Here is a 17,882-nt window from a genome sequence, read left to right on the forward strand (position 1 = left end):
CGACAGCCTTATTGTGTGAGCGGTTTGGGCGAAAGGAAGAGGGGAATTTTGAGGGTAAAAATAAGGGCTTATCACACTATCTCGCGAACGGGACGGAGCAGGCCGTCTTTAACTTCCCACATAGTGGTGTTGCTGACTGTGGCATCATGGCTAACGAGGAGCACAGCACTGTGGTTGTTTTCTTCGCGCAAGAGATTGTAGAGAAAATCCTTCCCTTCGAGGTCGAGATGGGTATCGGGTTCGTCGAGGAGAAGGAGATCGGGTTGCGAAACGATGGCGCGCCCCAGCAAAACGCGTTGCCACTGCCCGCCACTAAGTCCTTTGATGGGGCGCTCCTTGAACTGACTGATTTGTAGGCGTTCGAGCACACGGTCGACCTGTTCTTGCTGTTGGCGCGAAAAGCTTGCAAAGAGGCGTTTGCGGTTTTGCAGTCCGCTCAGCACCACCTCGCCCACGGTGATAGGGAAGTCGCGATCGATGCTTCTATACTGTGGTAGATAGCCCAGCGTGAGTCCTGGTCGGCAAACGATGCTTCCGGCGGTAGGGGGCAACAATCCTGCAATGATTTGTAGCAATGTGGTTTTACCTCCACCGTTGGGCCCCGTCAGAACGATGAAGTCGCGCTCAGATATGGATGCGCTGACGTGGTCGAGAATGGTATTCCGCCCGTAAGTAAGGCAGAGGTTATCGAACTTGAGTAGTTCCTTCATTTTTCAAAGCCTTTGAAATGATGGAAAGTTCCGTTGGCCAGTCGTAGCCGAGCGGATTGATGATACTTACTTTTGCGCCCAAGTGCTCCGCTATGCGGCGGGCGGATTTTCCGCTGTATTCCTTTTCTATGAATACCACTTTGACGTTTTCGTTCTTACATGTTCTGATGAGTTGTTGCATTCGTGCAGCAGAAGGTTCTTTGCCGTCTTGTTCTACCGCTAGTTGGCGCAAACCGTAATCGCGAGCGAAATAGCCGAGAGCAGGGTGGTAGATGAGAAAACTGCGATGGCTCACATCTTTGAGTTCGGCACGGATTGCGGCATCAATGCTATCGACACGAGCATCGAAACGTTTGAGGTTGTCTTTGTATATCTCAGCATTGGCGGAGTCGGCTTCGCACAAAGCGTTGCAAATATTGCTGGCCAAGATGCGGGCATTACTTGTCGACATCCATACATGTGGGTCGGCCGAGTTGGAACTATTTTCACTATGTTGTGCTGCCAAGAGATTAACGCCCTTCATGAGTGAAACGATTTTCAGCTCAGGAGCAGTCTCTGCCATTTTCTCCAGTTGAGTTTGTTCGAACCCCAGCGTACCCACTGAAAAGTAGAGTTGACTCTGACTGAGCTCCACTATTTGGTGCGGCGTTGGTTCGTAAGTCTCAGGGCTTCCTCCTGTTGGCATGAGTGTAGTGACCTTGTAGTGGTCGCCCGCAATCTGTTCTGTGAAGTAGCGCAGCGGTTCGATACTGACGGCTATGCGCGGACGGGTGTCCGTCAATTCGCCAGCACAACTCGTGAGGAGGACGCTGATGATAAGGAGGAGGGCAAAACGATTTATTTTCATTTCTTTATAGTGCTTTGTAGGCAGAGATAAGTATGGCATAACGGGCAAATTTCCCTACGGCAATGTTGAACACAGAGTAGAGAAGATTGGTGCGAAGGTAGCCCATGGCCACAGTAATGACACTTCCCAAGATAGGAATCCATGCTAAGAGTCCTGCCCAAGAGCCATATTTGCGTACTTTTCGCTTTCCTTTTTCTAATTTTTCAGGTGAAACCTTCGTCCATTGCTGTATCCATTCTTCTTTTCCCAAGGAACCGATGAAATAGTTGAAGAGTGCACCAAGAACATTTCCCAGCGTTCCCCAAATGAGAAGTTCTGTGGCGGGAGTACCTGCTGTGAGCAGAGCAATCATCACAACTTCGGAGCTGAATGGGAGGAAACTTCCAGCCAAAAATGCTGCAAGGAACATTCCGAGGGCACCATTTTCGATCAGGAGCTGTTGGAGGGAGTCAAGCATAGTGTGAGTCTGTTTATAGAGGGAGTAGGTCTTTCAACCAACTCTCCAAGGGTAGTAATCCTGAATTATAACAATAGAGTGCGAAGGTGAGGACTAACCAAAAGATGAACCAGATGTTCATGAGCACTCGCCCCTTTGCAAGGGTGAAATAGTGGGCAATGAGTGGAGAACTATTGACGATCAGAAGAGGGAAAAGATAATTGAAGAAACAAGGATAAGCCACCATGCCGCCAATAATGGCCAGTTCTTGTATGATAAATATATAGAAACACATTCTCACACGAATCTTGTCGTTGAAGTTCGTGCGATAGTAGTGGATGAGTCCTAACAAGACGAGTACCAGTATAAAACCGAAGTTGACGTACTGCCAGAGAGGAATGCTCTTGTAGTCGGGAATTTGATATTCAAAGTAGGGGAGGAGATAGAGAAAAGCCGTGTCGAGCTGGTTCTTCCACACCGCCCAGCCGGCAAGAAACCAATAGGGGATAATAAGCCCGAAAATGCCTGCTAAAAACGTGCGCCAAGTGAGCGAACGTAGTTGAACAACCATTTCGATGTAGAAAAGGATGGGGAGTAGAAGCATCGGAGGGAAAGCAAGGCTTCCGAGACCGAGGAAAAAGAAGGTGTGGAAAATGATGCCTTCTGGACGCAACTTTTGATAGGAGTTGAAGAGAAGAAGGTAGGACACCACTAAACAATAGGCGGGAACCATCTGCCAACTGAGCGAATGTGTGAATGTACAAGCTACGGAGAGCATCAAAAAAGTACAGCTCACCATGCGCGAACGAATGCGCAGCAATTGGTTGCGATTGTTGAGTTCCATCAGCAAATAAGCCATGAAGAGTGTCGAAGCCAAACCTCCGACACTCCAAATAGTTATGGGGTCGACTACAAACCAGAGAATACTGGCGATGACGACCATGATGGGCAGCGTGAGCGGCCCAGTGACTACTTTGTTTCTGAAACTTTTATCAATCATTCTTATGAATAAAGTTGCGAGGGGGCTGTTGGGACACTCCCCAAAGATTCTGACTGCGCGAAGAGATGCGCGAAGTAGCAACTTTCTTGTGCCTATTCCTTTATCCCTACTTACAGTACATCTTTTCCGATATCTCGACGGTAGTATTTACCCTCATATTGGATTTGTTCTGCCCCTTTCATGCTCTGTGCCAGAGCTTCTTGCTGTGTCTTACCATAAGAGCTAACGGCAATAACGCGGCCACCATTTGTAACGAGTTGTCCATTCTTGATGCTTGTTCCAGCATGGAACACTACGCTTCCTTCAACGGCTGCTCCCGTAATGGGGAATCCTTTCTGATAATCGCCTGGATAGCCACCACTGACAAGCATCACGCAGACTGCCGCGCGCTCATCGAATTCCACTTTGCGCTGGTCGAGGTTACCTTCGGCCACACCTTCAAAGAGGTCTACGATGTCACTCTTCAGGCGAAGCATGACGCTCTCTGTTTCGGGATCGCCCATGCGGCAGTTGTATTCGATAACTTTCGGTTGCCCATCGCAGTTGATGAGGCCGAAAAAAATGAAACCCTTATAGTCGATGCCTTCTTCTGCAAGCCCGTTTACAGTTGGACGTATAATCTCTTTTTCTACTTTCTGCATCCATTCGCGAGTGGCAAAAGGAACGGGAGTGACGCTTCCCATACCACCAGTGTTCAGTCCGGTGTCGCCTTCGCCAATACGTTTGTAGTCTTTGGCTTCGGGGAGCAACTGATAGTTTTTACCATCGGTCAGAACGAAGACACTACATTCAACGCCGCTCAGAAATTCTTCGATGACCACTCGGCTACTGGCGTTGCCAAACATGCCACCGAGCATTTCGCGGAGTTCTTTCTTGGCTTCTTCCAGTGTTGGGACAATCAGAACGCCTTTTCCTGCTGCAAGCCCGTCGGCTTTAAGGACGTAAGGGGCTGAGAGTGTCTCTAAGAATCGGCAACCTTCTTCCACGTGGTCGCCGTCGAAGGTGGCGTAAGCGGCCGTGGGGATATTGTGGCGTTTCATGAAGCCTTTGGCAAAATCCTTCGAACCTTCCAATTGTGCACCCACCTTAGAAGGACCGATGATCTTCACATCGCGGAGCAAACTATGATGCTGGAAATAATCTGTGATACCTTTAACAAGCGGCACTTCTGGTCCAACAACCACCATGTCAATTTCGTAGTTGATGACAAAGTCTGCCACTTCATCGAAGTCAGTTGGCGTTATCTCCACATTTTCTCCAATGGCTGCCGTACCGGCATTGCCAGGACCGATGTAGAGTTTTTCGACTTTGGGACTTTGTGCTATTTTCCATGCTAAAGCATGTTCGCGTCCGCCGCTCCCTAAAAGCAAGAGTTTCATAACGTTGATGTTTATAGAGGTTTGAGTGGCAAAATTACGCCAATATCCCTGCATAACAAAAGTTTTATACTTTTTTGTGTCGTAGAGCTTCGGGCACGGACAGATCGGACTGTTTAGATTGGCTCAGCTGATAAGTGAAAAACTCAAAAGAGAAAGCAAGCAACAAAAATCCCCCGCTGGTGGTTAGACCTGCGGGGGATTTCAAAGTGCCTATGGCTATTTAATCATATAAATTTTCTGATTAGAAATCGAAGCTGCTGCCTTCCGGCTTTTGCTGCTCTTCGCCAAAATTGCGGCGTTCGTGATGGTCGCGGAAACCACCTTCGTGGCGCGGACGACGTTCACCGTGGTTGTCACCCTCGCGGCGCGGACGGCGCTGTGGGCGATCCTCCCAGCCTTCGGGCTTTTCTTCGAGTACACGATGAGAGAGGCGGAACTTGCCCGTTTTTGGATCGATTTCGAGGAGCTTTACTTTGATTGTGTCGCCTTCTTTGATGCCGGCTTCCTCAACTGTTTCGAGGCGCTTCCAAGCAATCTCAGAGATGTGGAGCAAACCTTCCTTGCCCGGCATGAATGCTACGAAGCAGCCGTAAGGCATGATGCTAATAACTTTTGCATCGTAAACTTCGCCCACTTCGGGAATAGCAACAATGGCTTTGATCTTACCAACTGCTGCATCGATACTTTCCTTGTTGGGAGCGCTAACCTGTACGACACCACCTCTTTCGTCTTCGTCGATAGTGATAGTGGCGCCAGTTTCTTCCTGCATGCCCTGGATGATTTTACCACCCGGGCCAATGACAGCTCCGATAAATTCTCTAGGAATAGTGAACTGTACGATGCGAGGAACTTGCGGCTTGAAGTCTTCACGAGGAGCCGGAAGCGTTTTAAGCATCTCTCCCAAGATATGTTCGCGACCTTGTTTAGCTTGTTCGAGAGCCTTTTCGAGAATCTCGTAGCTCAGACCGTCGCACTTGATGTCCATCTGCGTTGCAGTCAGACCATTGACAGTACCTGTAGTCTTGAAGTCCATATCGCCCAAGTGGTCCTCATCGCCAAGGATGTCGGAGAGAACGGCATATTTCTCTTCGCCCGGATTCTTAATAAGACCCATAGCAATACCGCTGACGGGATTGTTGAGAGGCACACCAGCGTCCATCAAAGACAATGTACCAGCGCAGACAGTAGCCATAGAGCTGGAACCATTTGATTCGAGAATATCGCTCACAACACGAACAGTGTAGGGGAAATCCTCAGGAATCTGCCCCTTAATACCGCGCCATGCCAAGTGGCCGTGACCGATTTCGCGACGACCTACGCCGCGCTGTGCCTTAGCCTCGCCAGTGGAGAAAGGAGGGAAGTTGTAGTGGAGCAGGAAACGCTGGTAGCTCTTGTCCAGTACATCGTCCACCATTTTCTCGTCGAGCTTCGTGCCGAGAGTGGTAGTGGCGAGAGCTTGTGTTTCACCGCGGGTGAAGATGGCAGAGCCGTGAGGAGCGGGGAGCGGACTTACTTCGCACCAGATGGGGCGAATCTCCGTTGTCTTACGTCCGTCGAGGCGCTTGCCTTCGTCGAGAATGCAACGGCGCATTGCGTCGCGTTCTACGTCGTTATAGTATCTGTCGATGAGCGTATTCTTTTCTTCGAGTTCGTCAGCTGTCAGGTCGGCATGTGCTTCAGCATATTTCTCTTTGAAGTTCTCGCGGAGAGCATCGAAAGCGTCCATGCGATCGTGCTTAGGCAGAGCCTTACCGATGATGTCGTAAGCGGGCTGATAAAGTTCGTTGCGAATTTCTTGACGCAACTCTTCATCATTCACTTCGTGACAGTATTCGCGCTTCACGTCGGTGCCGAGTTCCTTCATCAGTTCTTTCTGGATGCGGCACATGGGCTTGATGGCTTCGTGGGCAGCTTTGAGAGCAGCGAGGAGTGCGCTTTCGGGCACTTCTTTCATTTCGCCTTCCACCATCATGATGTTGTCTTCCGTAGCACCCACCATCAAATCCATATCGGCTTGCTTGAGCTGTTCGAAAGTTGGGTTGATGACGAATTCTCCATTAATGCGAGCTACGCGGCATTCAGAGATAGGACCATCGAAAGGAATATCGCTGGCAGCCAAAGCGGCTGAAGCTGCGAAACCAGCCAAAGCGTCGGGCATATCTACACCGTCAGCAGAGAAAAGGATGATGTTGACATAAACCTCAGCATGGTAGTTGCTGGGGAAGAGAGGACGGAGGGCGCGATCGACAAGGCGACTCGTCAGAATCTCATAGTCGCCAGCACGACCCTCGCGCTTTGTGAAGCCTCCGGGGAAGCGGCCAGCAGCAGAATACTTCTCTTTGTAGTCACACTGCAAGGGCATGAAGTCAGTACCAGGAACAGCGTCTTTTGCGGCGGTGACGGTGGCCAGCAGCATCGTATTGTTCATACGGAGCATGACAGCACCATCGGCTTGCTTAGCAAGCTTACCAGTCTCAATGCTGATGGTGCGTCCATCAGGCAGTTCGACGGTTTTTGTAATTACGTTCATCGTTATAAAATAGATCTATTAAAAATATATTTTCGTCTTAAAATTGTGCAAAGATAATAGTTTCTTTCAGAACCAATTGTTTTTTAGGCCTTTTTAATCGTAAACCTTTGTTTGAAACTTATGTTCCTACTTTTAATAAGTCACCTCTAAAGAGAAATGTTCAGAAAAAAAACTTTAGAAGCTTTAGGCTGATTTATAAGTCTTTGTTTATGAGTATAAATTGGCGTATTATAAAAGCGTTACTTCTTTTTTATGAGGCTCACTGAAAGAAGAGAGATTCTATAATCTTTAGTATGTCGTTTGCATTTTTGTATCTTTGCAGCCATTAGCACACTATAATATTTAAGATGGTACTAAATTATATCTGGATCGCATTTTTTCTCATTGCTTTTGTGATTGCCGTTGTGAGACTTATTTTCTTCGGCGATGTGGAAGTATTTCCCAATATCATGAACTCTACTTTTGAAACGGCGAAGCAGGGATTCGAGATTTCGTTGGGACTGACGGGAGTGCTCTCCCTCTGGATGGGCGTTATGAAAATTGGCGAGAAGGGTGGAGTTGTCAATGTGTTGGCGCGCTTTCTGAGTCCGCTCTTTACACGTCTCTTTCCCGATATTCCCAAAAATCACCCTGTTTACGGCAATATCTTTATGAATATTGCTGCCAATATGCTCGGTCTCGACAATGCCGCAACGCCACTCGGACTGAAAGCTATGGAGGGAATGCAGGAGCTGAACGCAAAGAAAGATACGGCAACCAATCCGATGATTATGTTCCTTGTACTGAATACGAGTGGGTTGACGCTAATTCCTGTCAGTATCATGACCTACCGCTTCCAGTGCGGAGCCACTCAACCAACGGATATTTTTGTACCAATACTGATTGCTACTTTCATTGCTACAATTGCGGGTATCATCATCACCTCCCTCTACCAGCACATCAATTTGCTAAACCGCACCATTCTGCTCACGCTCGGCGGGGCTATTGCTTTGATCGCAGCTTTGATAGGTGTGTTTATGCAAATGAAGCCAGAGCAGATGAACGCCATTAGTGGCACTGCCGCTAATGTGTTGCTGTTCACGATTATTATTACTTTTATAGTAGCCGGAATGAGAAAGCGCATCAATGTTTATGATGCTTTCATTGAAGGAGCAAAAGAGGGTTTCTCCACCGCCGTTCGTATTATTCCCTATCTCATCGCCATCCTCGTTGCCATCGGAGTTTTTCGTGCTTCGGGCGCTATGGATTGGCTCATTGGTGGCATTCGCTGGTGTGTGGAAATGACCGGGGCCAATGCCGACTGGGTGGGCGCGTTGCCAACAGCCATCATGAAACCTCTTTCTGGTTCTGGCGCGCGAGGCATGATGGTAGACGCGATGAATACTTATGGTGCGGATTCCTTTATTGGGCGCTTGAGTTGTATTTTTCAAGGTTCAACAGATACTACATTCTACATCTTGGCCGTTTATTTTGGTAGTATCGGTGTGAGTCGTACGCGCCACGCCGTAGTCTGCGGATTGTTGGCCGACTTAGCAGGCGTGGTTGCTGCCATAGGTGTTTGTTATCTTTTCTTTGGGTAAAGCATGCACGCTATAAACCTTAGCTTTTAAGCATGCAAAGAACCTCGATGAAATCGCTAAAATATACATAGCCTTATAAGATCTCTTTCAAGATGATTGCAGGGCAATAAAAAATAGATAAAATGGCAAACTTAAAGTCTTTAGTAAAAGATACTGTTATCTATGGTATGAGCAGTATCCTCGGACGATTCCTTAACTATCTGCTCGTGCCGCTTTATACGATAAAGATGGCAGTGGCATCGGGAGGCTATGGTGTTGTTACAAACATTTATGCCTACACAGCCCTGCTCTTGGTTATCTTGACCTTTGGCATGGAAACCACCTTCTTTCGCTATGTGAACAAAGAAGGTGAAAACCCTGAACGGGTTTATTCCACAACGCTCATCGCTGTAGCGTTGGTGGGAGTGCTCTTTGTGGCGCTCGTGTTGGGCTTTTTAACTCCCATTTCATCTGCGTTGGGATATGCTTCAACGCCACAGTATGTTTGGGTTATGGCAGTCTGTGTGGCAATTGACGCATTTCAGTGCATACCCTTTGCATATCTGCGCTACAAGCGTCGCCCGTATAAGTTTGCGGTGTTGAAATTGCTCTTTATCTTCCTTAATATTTCGCTCAATCTGATTTACTTCCTCGTTGTTCCAACGCTTTATACAGGGCCTGATTGTGCGGTGGCTCCGCTGCTGGCAGAAGGCGGCGTGGTAGATGTGAGCTATGTGTTCTATATCAACTTGCTCTGCACGGGGAGCGTCACGTTCTGTTTCTGGAAAGAGTTGACGGGCTTCCGCTGGACACTGGATCGCCCCTTGCTCAAACGTATGTTGAGTTATTCTTGGCCCATACTTATTTTGGGTGTTGCAGGTATCTTGAACCAAACAGCCGATAAGATTATTTACCCGATGATTCGCAGCGGACGGCAGGGACACGTTGAATTAGGTATATATGGTGCAGCCGTAAAAATTGCTATGATTATGGCGATGATTACCCAAGCTTTCCGTTATGCCTATGAGCCTTTCGTGTTTGGTAAAAGTAGAGACAAAGATAACAGGGAAACATACGCCAAGGCAATGAAGTATTTCATCATCTTCACCCTCTTAGCTTTCCTCATCGTTATGGGATATATGGATATTTTGCGCCATGTCATCGGTCGGGGCTATTGGGAAGGGCTTCGCGTGGTGCCTATTGTTATGGCAGCAGAAATAATGATGGGTGTCTATTTCAACTTGAGTTTTTGGTACAAACTCACCGATCGCACCATTTGGGGGGCAGTATTTTCAGGCGTTGGTTGCTCGGTTCTCATCGCGGTTAATGTTCTTTTCATTCCGCAATACCACTACATGGCTTGCGCCTGGGCCGGTTTTGCTGGTTACGGAACGGCGATGCTCTTGAGCTATTTTGTGGGGCAGAAATACTATCCCATCAACTATCCCTTGAAGAGTATCTTTGTCTACGTTGCCATTACGGTCCTTTTCTTCTTCATCATGCAACAGGAGCCAGAAACGTGGAATGTATGGGTACGTGTGGGTATCAACACTGCACTTATCCTTGCTTTCATCGGACATTTTATGTATTGGGATTTACCCAAGAAACACCGCAAGGCATAATGTGGTAAAATAGATGGAGACAGTTTTTGTCTCATCCGATAAGAAACTAAAAATAATGCATCAAACACATACTCTCTCTAACGGTCTACGAATCATTCATGAACCTTCTCGTTCAGAAGTGCTCTATTGTGGCTACGTTGTCTGTGCAGGCACACGCCACGAGGATGAGAAGGATTCTGGAATGGCCCATTTCATCGAGCATCTGACCTTTAAAGGGACTACTCATCGCAAGGCGTGGCAAATCACCAACGGATTGGAGCGTGTGGGTGGAGACCTAAACGCATATACAACCAAACAAGAAACGGTTTATTATGCTACAATCCTGCGCCAAGACTTTCGGCGCGCTGCTGATTTGCTCACAGATATAGTTTTTAATAGTACTTTTCCGCAGCATGAAATAGATAAAGAAGTAGAGGTTATCTGCGATGAAATCGATAGTTATAAAGATAGCCCTTCCGAACTTATCTTTGATGAGTTTGAGAGTCTTATTTTTCCAAACCATCCTTTAGGGCGTGATATTTTGGGCTCGAAAGAACGACTTCATGAATATCGTACTGCAGACGCGCTACTTTTTACGCATCGCTATTATCAACCGGACAACTGCGTGTTCTTTGTTTATGGTAATGTGGATTTCAACCGCATTGTGCGTACGCTCGAAAAACTCACAGAGGGAATAGGTTCTGTACCCACTAATAGTGTCCCACTTTTGCAACAAGCTACTGCACCGATTGAAAAGCCGCGCGAAGCCGTTACCCTTTTTCGTCACCACGACACTCATCAAGCACATGTCCTTATAGGTAATAGAACTTTTGGTGGGCGGGATCCACGCCGTTACGGACTTTTTCTTTTGAATAATATCTTAGGTGGTCCTGGTATGAACTCTCGCTTTAATCTGAGTTTGCGCGAGCATGCTGGATTGGTTTACTCTGTTGATTCTTATTTGGCAACCTATCCCGACGAAGGTTTGTGGGAAGTTTATTTTGGTTGTGATGTGGCCGATGTGGAGCGCTGTCGCAGACTCATCAACAAAGAGCTTCGCCGAATGGTGGAGAAGCCTTTAACGCAGAATCAGCTCAATGCCGCTCTCAAGCAAGTGATTGGCCAAATAGGAATTTCGGATGAAAATTTAGAACAACACGCCATCGGGCTCGGAAAAAGCTTTGCTCATTATTGCCGATACCAAGGTAGTCGTGAAGTGGTGGAGCATCTCCGCGAACTCACGCCTCAACAGCTCCAAGAGATTGCGGCAGAGGTGTACGACGTAAATCGTCTTACTACGTTGGTGTATAACTGATGTTGCTATCCAATAGCTTTTGAACCCCTGCCGCAATAGATGCTAACCCAAAGTTGCTGGGGCGTATGTTCGCCAATGGGATCCAGAAAAGTGCTGCAGCATCATCATGTGCAATAAGTGCCGTTTCATCGAGTAATTGGCATAAAAAGAAAAGATCTGTGGTGTGTACTATGAAATCGGAATAAACGTATTCGTTGGGCAAGGAAAATAAGAACTTTTCCACGACAGCCTTTCCGCCTGTTTCTTCCTCCACTTCGCGCACGATGCCCTCCTCAGCAGTTTCCCCCGCATCCACAAAACCTCCAGGAAGATCGAGAGTTCCTGCCGCTGGATTGAAGGCGCGGCGAGTGACAAGGAGTTCGTTGCGCGAATTGAGAATAACAGCCACAGTGGCCGCTGCTGAATTGTGGTAGAAAGTGAAACCACAGTCTGTGCAACGCTTCGACTTGAAATCGTTCACCTCGAAGTGTGCAGAACCGCAACAAGGACAAAAAAGAAACTTAGCGAGAGGGTGTATCATATAAAAAAGAAGTATCTTTGTCTGCGAAGATAATCAATAATTAAAAAAACAGACTTTTATGCAAGTAACATTTCTTGGCAACCCCGTTACATTAGTGGGTGAGCCTCCCAAAGTAGGTGAAAAAGCCCCCAAGTTTGGCGGTGTTCGTGGTGATCTTAGTGTTCTTCATCTGCCCGAACTGCTCGGCAAACGTGTTGTGCTGAATATTTTCCCCAGTCTCGATACCGAAGTTTGCGCCATGTCCGTGCGCCGTTTCAATAAAGAAGCTTCCGAATTAGAGAATACCGTTGTGCTCTGTGTTAGCAAGGACCTCCCCTTTGCTCAGCAGCGTTTCTGCTCAACAGAAGGGCTTGAAAATGTAGTTCCTGTAAGCGTGTTCCGCTGCGGATGCTTTTCAGAGAAATATGGCCTAGAGATTACCGACGGTCCACTGAAGGGGCTTGAAGCTCGTGCCGTTATCGTGATTGACGAAGAAGGTACGATTGTCTACGAAGAGGTGGTGAGCGAAATCACTCATGAACCCAATTACGAAGCAGCACTGGAAGCGCTGAAGAAGTAATTAGGACGGTGAATAAAATCGATTGGGCGTACAAAATTCTTTATAGAGTTGACGTGCAATATCCTTGAATCAAACTGATTGTGTAAGAGGATTTATTCAACTTTTAGTACCTCTAAAGATTCAAGATAATTTACGGCGTATTCTTCTGGATTGAGGAGTACGCCGTTTTGTTTGTCCTAAACAACATTTGTCTTTGTCTGGAATATTTTGTAGAAAGAATCCTGGTGCAGAGTTCTTAAAAAATATTTAACGCTTTTTGCAGAGATTATAAAATGTTTTATCTTTGTCTCCTTTCTTCTTTTAGCTAAAGAAATATGGAACAGAACACCAATATATTTAAGAGAATCTTCCGATTCTATATAGAAGGATTTCGGAACATGACATGGGGACGTACCCTGTGGCTTATCATAATTCTGAAATTATTTGTTTTCTTTGTGGTTCTGCGTATTTTCTTTTTTCAACCCTACTATAAAGGTCTTAACGACAAAGAAAAAGCAGAGATGGTAGGAAAAAAACTAATGAAATGAAAACTCAATTAAAATAAAATCTATCAATGGAACTTTTATCTATTCTTGTTGATTGGTCACGTGCGCAATTTGCGCTGACAGCCTGCTATCACTGGCTGTTCGTGCCACTCACACTGGGACTGGCCCTTATCATGGCCATTATGGAGACCCTCTACTATGTGAAGAAAGACGAATTCTGGAAGCGAACAGCGCAATTCTGGATGAAGCTTTTCGGAATCAACTTTGCCATTGGTGTTGCTACTGGTTTGATTCTGGAATTTGAATTTGGAACCAACTGGTCCAACTATTCTTGGTTTGTGGGCGACATCTTCGGTGCGCCACTGGCTATTGAAGGTATCGTTGCTTTCTTTATGGAGTCTACGTTCATTGCTGTAATGTTTTTCGGCTGGAACAAGGTTAGCAAAGGCTTTCACTTGGCATCCACTTGGTTGACGGGCATCGGCGCGACTCTCTCTGCATGGTGGATTCTTGTAGCAAATGCTTGGATGCAACATCCCGTTGGTATGGAGTTCAACCCGCTTACGGTGCGTAACGAAATGGTAAGTTTCGCAGAGGTAGCTCTTAGTCCAACAGCTGTCGTTAAGTTCCTCCACACAGTATCAAGCGGCTGGATGACTGGCGCGTTTTTCGTGTTGGGTGTGAGCTGCTGGTTCCTGCTAAAAAAACGCAACAAGGAAATGGCGCTTCGCAGTATCCGCGTGGCAACGTGGGTAGGTATTATTAGCACTCTCGTTGTGATGGGTACAGGTGATCAAAGCGGTGTTGATATTGCTAAGAATCAACCGATGAAACTGGCTGCTGCAGAAGGTTTGCAGAATGGCGGTCAGCGTGCTCATTTCTCTATTGTACCAGGTGTTGAAGTTCCAGGCGTTCTCTCTGTTTTGGCAACCCACGACCTCGATGGTTATGTGCCAGGAATAAACGATCTCATCAATGGTTATACACTGCCCGATGGCACTAAGCAGTTGGGTGGTAAAGAGAAAATGGTGCTGGGCAAGCAAGCTTTGGCCGATTTCCAAGCTTACCGTGCCGCTGTTGGAAAAGATAGTGTGGCTGCTGCCGCTGCTGCGCAACGCCTCAAAGCCAACATGCCTTATTTTGGCTATGGTCATATTCAGAAAGCGGAAGACCTTGTGCCCCCCGTTGACATTGTATTCTGGTCGTTCCGTTTGATGGTGGGCTTAGGTGGATTGCTCATGCTGATTGTTCTTCTCTTTGCTTGGTACGATCGCAAGGGTAAGTTGGCCGATACGCGCTGGCTCTTGAAGGCTGGTCTTTGGTCAATTCCGTGCGTTTACATTGCAGGTCAAGCAGGTTGGACTGTAGCGGAAGTGGGCCGTCAGCCATGGATTATTCAAGATATGCTCCCTATCAACGCTGGTATTTCTAATTTGCAAAGCTCCAGTGTAATCATCACATTCTTCCTTTTTGCTGCCATCTTCACGGTGTTGCTCATTGCTGAAGTTAGCATCCTCACAAAGGCCATCAAGAACCATAATTCCGAATCTCTATGATAACTTATCAATTTTTGCAACAATACTGGTGGTTCCTCATCAGTCTGCTGGGTGGTTTGCTCGTATTCCTTCTTTTCGTACAAGGAGCAAACACCCTCATCTTTCGCATTGGTCATACAGAAGAAGAGCGCGAGCTCATCGTTAATTCCACGGGCCGTAAATGGGAGTTTACTTTCACCACGCTCGTCACCTTTGGTGGAGCTTTCTTTGCCTCCTTCCCCTTATTTTATAGCACCTCGTTTGGTGGTGCCTATTGGGTGTGGATGCTCATTCTGGCCTCTTTTGTTCTGCAAGCTGTGGCATACGAATACCAGAACAAACCAGGAAATGTTTACGGACGTAATGTTTTCCGCGCTTTTCTTGGTTTCAACGGCTTTTTCGGCCCTTTCCTTTTGGGCGCAGCAGTAGCCACATTCTTCACGGGTTCAGAATTTATTGTAGAAAAGAATGCCATTGGAGGTGCTGATCTGATGCCAGTCATCAGTAGCTGGGCTAACAATTGGCACGGACTTGAGGCGTTGGCCAATCCATGGAACTGGTGTTTAGGTTTTGCTGTGTTCTTCTTGGCGCGCTTGCTGGGTTCGCTCTATCTCATCAATAATATTGATGATGAAGTGTTGCTCCCTCGCTTCCGCCGTCAGTTGCTCATTGATGTTGTTCCGTTCTTGATTTTCTTCTTGGCTTTTGTGGGCAAACTCTTGCTGGGAGAAGGTTTCGCTGTCGATGCCAATGGAGTTGTTAGTATAGAGAGTGGAAAATATGCAGCCAATCTGTTTGGCAATATCTATATTCTGTTGCTTTTCCTCGTTGGTGTAGTAGGAGTTTTGGCAGGGATTATCTTGACCCTTCTTCGCCCCGCGTTCAAGCGCGGTATTTGGGCAGCAGGTATAGGTACGGTACTGACCGTTATGGCATTGTTCCTCATTGCTGGTCTCAATGGAACGAGCTACTATCCCTCTACTGCTGATCTGCAAAGCTCTTTGACCATTGAAAACAGTTGTTCAAGCGAATTCACGCTTCGCACGATGGCAATCGTTTCGTTAGTTATTCCCTTCGTCCTTGCCTATATCATCTATTGCTGGCGCGCTATTGACTTACGCTCCATCACGCGCAAGGAAATGGAAGAAGAAGATCACAAATACTAAATCCGTATATCTTTGATCATAAATAAAGGAAACCGTCGTTGAGGCGGTTTCCTTTTTCTGTTTTCTTCATCTCTATTCCAACGAACAAAAATAAGTTTTCAGCAGTCCAGCAGTGTAGCGTGTCTGCTGGTTTTCATTGGAGCACAGCTGTCTCGTCAAGAGACGCATACCGCAGATAGCCATCTTTCGCAAGAATGAAAGTAGGACCATCCATGGGAGACTCTACATCGGCCATTGACTCATCATCAAAAGCTCTGTAGACATCATAGCCTCGCCATACTTTTAAGTACTTGGCAGAAGCATAGCCCAGTTTGCGAGCAAGCCGCACAACCTTAGCTTCGAGTGACCTAGTGTTAGCCATATTGAGTACTATAATTTATTGAGAGAGAATAATTCCCTCTCCAAAGATATGTATTACTTTCATTGTCTCCAAATCTTTTTTCTCTCTATTTTTCTTATTTGTCAGAATCAGTTTGACAGAGGATCCCCGCAAAGCCTTTATTCTATCGGTTTTTGCAAAAAGAAAAGGTTTCTGAATAAAATTTTTCTCTACAATATGTTATTTTGTAATTAGTTGTGATTTTGTAAAGAAGAATAGGAGAGAGTGTGTTTCTCTGTCTTTCTTTTGTATCTCTCAAGCGTGGCGGTGAATATCCTTATAGCGTTTGAAAATGCAATAAGGCTATCAGCTGACGCGCTTATTGTGTCAGTTGAGGCAATAAGGAAGCCAACGGCTGGAATAAGAATGTATTAAAAGCAGTAGGGGAGGTCATCTTTTTTGTTCAATTAAATCTGTTATATCCTTAATGAATTCTTCTGATAATCAGATAGAAGTGTTGCTGTGTGCGTTAAATCGTACTGTTTGTTTGCTTTGTAAGTGGAATAGATGATAATTTGTTGTTTATTAACTGTTTATTGGTTCTGGTATCGTGCTTTTATTTATACTCTACTCCTTGTGAACTACAATCTCTCCAAGGAGAGATGTGTGGACTACTTTTGATATGCGCCTTCCCCTGTTGCGAGTTTGCTTTTCATTAGTTTTTCCATATCTTTGCAAGCTAATAAGTCTCAATACATTTATATGTCAGTAGAAATCAAAAAGGTTGAAACAAAAAGTGACCTGAAAAAGTTCATTCGTTTCAACTATGAGCTATACAAAGACAATGCGTACAGCGTGCCTGATCTGTACGAAGATATGCTCAACACTTTCTCCACAACGAAAAATCCTGCTTTCGAATTTTGTGAAGCCGAATATTTCTTGGCTTTGCAAGATGGAAAAATTGTAGGTCGCGTAGCTGCTATCATTAACAACCGTGCTAATAGCACTTGGAATCAAAAAGTGGTTCGCTTTGGTTGGATCGACTTCATTGACGATAAGGAAGTGAGCCGAGCACTCATTGATACGGTAAAATCGTGGGGCAAGGAGCGCGGAATGACTGAATTGCAAGGGCCTTTGGGCTTCACCGATATGGATGCAGAAGGGGCTTTGATTGAAGGCTTCGACCAGTTGTCCACCATTGCCACTATCTATAACTATCCCTATTATCCCGAGCATTTTGAAGCACTGGGTATGGAGAAAGCAGTGGATTGGGTAGAGAAGAAAATTTATATCCCCGAAGCCATTCCCGAAAAGCATGCGCGCATTTCTAAGATTATCCAAGAGCGCTATAATCTTCACATCCGTAAGCTGAAAAACCGTAAGGATGTAGAGGAAAACAATTTAGGTCGTCGCATCTTTGAGCTCATCAACGAAGCTTACGCCCCCCTGTTTGGTTTCTCTCGTATGACCGATCGGCAGATTGACGGCTATGTAAATATGTACATTCCTCTGCTCGATTTGCGAATGGTGACGCTCATCGAAAATGAGAACGATGAGCTTGTCTGCGTTGGAATCTCCATGGGGTCTCTTTCGCGCGCCATGCAGAAGGCGAAAGGCAAACTCTTCCCCTTCGGGTGGTTCCACCTGGTGAAGGCGCTGAAATGGAAACACGACAAAGTGTTGGATTTGCTGCTCGTTGCCGTTCGTCCAGACTATCAGGGCAAGGGTGTGAACGCACTGCTCTTCACGGATCTCATCCCCATTTATCAGCAAATGGGTTTTGAATATGCAGAGAGCAACCCCGAGTTGGAAATCAATGAGAAGGTGCAAAGCCAGTGGCAGTATTTCAAAACAGAGCAACACAAGCGCCGCCGCTGCTACAAAGCAAATATCTAAACACAACATAACGACAAAGTCCCAA

General features: G+C 46.3%; 16 protein-coding genes. 8 read left to right on the top strand and 8 right to left on the bottom strand.

Annotated features, from left to right (window positions below):
- Positions 1-71: 71 nt before the first annotated feature.
- The 6 genes from ABLA33_RS02650 to pnp all read right to left on the bottom strand — a co-directional run bounded on the left by ABLA33_RS02650 (position 72) and on the right by pnp (position 6,902).
- On the bottom strand, positions 72-710 hold the full coding sequence (locus ABLA33_RS02650) for a metal ABC transporter ATP-binding protein (RefSeq protein ID WP_347719134.1): 639 nt from the start codon (positions 708-710) through the stop codon (positions 72-74).
- Positions 685-1,557, bottom strand: a complete 873-nt coding sequence (locus tag ABLA33_RS02655; protein WP_347719135.1) for a zinc ABC transporter substrate-binding protein — start codon at positions 1,555-1,557, stop codon at positions 685-687. Before ABLA33_RS02655 ends, ABLA33_RS02650 begins: the two co-directional genes overlap by 26 nt.
- A gap of 4 nt (positions 1,558-1,561) precedes the next feature.
- Complete coding sequence (locus ABLA33_RS02660) at positions 1,562-2,014, bottom strand: YqaA family protein (RefSeq protein ID WP_347719136.1); 453 nt, start codon at positions 2,012-2,014, stop codon at positions 1,562-1,564.
- 13 nt (positions 2,015-2,027) lie between these two features.
- Complete coding sequence (locus tag ABLA33_RS02665) at positions 2,028-2,993, bottom strand: hypothetical protein (protein ID WP_347719137.1); 966 nt, start codon at positions 2,991-2,993, stop codon at positions 2,028-2,030.
- 110 nt (positions 2,994-3,103) lie between these two features.
- A complete protein-coding gene (gene purD, locus ABLA33_RS02670) occupies positions 3,104-4,372 on the bottom strand; it encodes a phosphoribosylamine--glycine ligase (RefSeq protein WP_347719138.1) in 1,269 nt (422 codons plus the stop codon).
- A 241-nt stretch (positions 4,373-4,613) separates the two neighbouring features.
- The gene (gene pnp / locus ABLA33_RS02675) at positions 4,614-6,902 is read right to left on the bottom strand and encodes a polyribonucleotide nucleotidyltransferase (protein WP_347719139.1); all 2,289 of its coding nucleotides are present in this window, start codon (positions 6,900-6,902) and stop codon (positions 4,614-4,616) included.
- Between the two features lie 347 nt (positions 6,903-7,249).
- Between pnp and ABLA33_RS02680 the strand changes: the two genes are divergently transcribed.
- From ABLA33_RS02680 to ABLA33_RS02690, 3 genes are all read left to right on the top strand, one after another.
- Entirely contained in the window at positions 7,250-8,482 is a 1,233-nt protein-coding gene (locus tag ABLA33_RS02680; protein ID WP_347719140.1) for a nucleoside recognition domain-containing protein, read from the top strand.
- Between the two features lie 122 nt (positions 8,483-8,604).
- Positions 8,605-10,083, top strand: a complete 1,479-nt coding sequence (locus ABLA33_RS02685) for a lipopolysaccharide biosynthesis protein (RefSeq protein WP_347719141.1) — start codon at positions 8,605-8,607, stop codon at positions 10,081-10,083.
- A gap of 55 nt (positions 10,084-10,138) precedes the next feature.
- Positions 10,139-11,377 (top strand): pitrilysin family protein, encoded by a 1,239-nt coding sequence (locus ABLA33_RS02690; RefSeq protein ID WP_347719142.1) that lies wholly within the window; start codon positions 10,139-10,141, stop codon positions 11,375-11,377.
- On the opposite strand, the gene ABLA33_RS02695 is transcribed toward ABLA33_RS02690, so the two are convergent.
- A complete protein-coding gene (locus ABLA33_RS02695; RefSeq protein WP_347719143.1) occupies positions 11,358-11,897 on the bottom strand; it encodes an NUDIX domain-containing protein in 540 nt (179 codons plus the stop codon). The two genes, ABLA33_RS02690 and ABLA33_RS02695, sit on opposite strands and share 20 nt — an antisense overlap.
- 58 nt (positions 11,898-11,955) lie before the next feature.
- Here ABLA33_RS02695 and tpx point away from each other — a divergent pair, with 58 nt between their 5' ends.
- The 4 genes from tpx (at position 11,956) to ABLA33_RS02715 (ending at position 15,642) form a co-directional block, all read left to right on the top strand.
- A complete protein-coding gene (gene tpx, locus ABLA33_RS02700) occupies positions 11,956-12,456 on the top strand; it encodes a thiol peroxidase (RefSeq protein WP_311490054.1) in 501 nt (166 codons plus the stop codon).
- A 314-nt stretch (positions 12,457-12,770) separates the two neighbouring features.
- Positions 12,771-12,983, top strand: a complete 213-nt coding sequence (locus ABLA33_RS02705) for a DUF4492 domain-containing protein (protein WP_311490055.1) — start codon at positions 12,771-12,773, stop codon at positions 12,981-12,983.
- 26 nt (positions 12,984-13,009) lie between these two features.
- Positions 13,010-14,497 (top strand): cytochrome ubiquinol oxidase subunit I, encoded by a 1,488-nt coding sequence (locus ABLA33_RS02710; RefSeq protein ID WP_347719144.1) that lies wholly within the window; start codon positions 13,010-13,012, stop codon positions 14,495-14,497.
- Complete coding sequence (locus tag ABLA33_RS02715; protein ID WP_347719145.1) at positions 14,494-15,642, top strand: cytochrome d ubiquinol oxidase subunit II; 1,149 nt, start codon at positions 14,494-14,496, stop codon at positions 15,640-15,642. Before ABLA33_RS02710 ends, ABLA33_RS02715 begins: the two co-directional genes overlap by 4 nt.
- A 133-nt stretch (positions 15,643-15,775) precedes the next feature.
- Here the strand turns inward: ABLA33_RS02715 and ABLA33_RS02720 are convergent, their stop codons facing one another.
- The gene (locus ABLA33_RS02720) at positions 15,776-16,003 is read right to left on the bottom strand and encodes a hypothetical protein (protein WP_311490058.1); all 228 of its coding nucleotides are present in this window, start codon (positions 16,001-16,003) and stop codon (positions 15,776-15,778) included.
- 720 nt (positions 16,004-16,723) lie between these two features.
- Between ABLA33_RS02720 and ABLA33_RS02725 the strand changes: the two genes are divergently transcribed.
- A complete protein-coding gene (locus ABLA33_RS02725) occupies positions 16,724-17,857 on the top strand; it encodes an N-acetyltransferase (protein ID WP_347719146.1) in 1,134 nt (377 codons plus the stop codon).
- The last annotated feature ends 25 nt before the right edge of the window (positions 17,858-17,882 follow it).

This window comes from uncultured Alloprevotella sp., from assembly GCF_963536905.1.
Taxonomy (GTDB): domain Bacteria; phylum Bacteroidota; class Bacteroidia; order Bacteroidales; family Bacteroidaceae; genus Alloprevotella.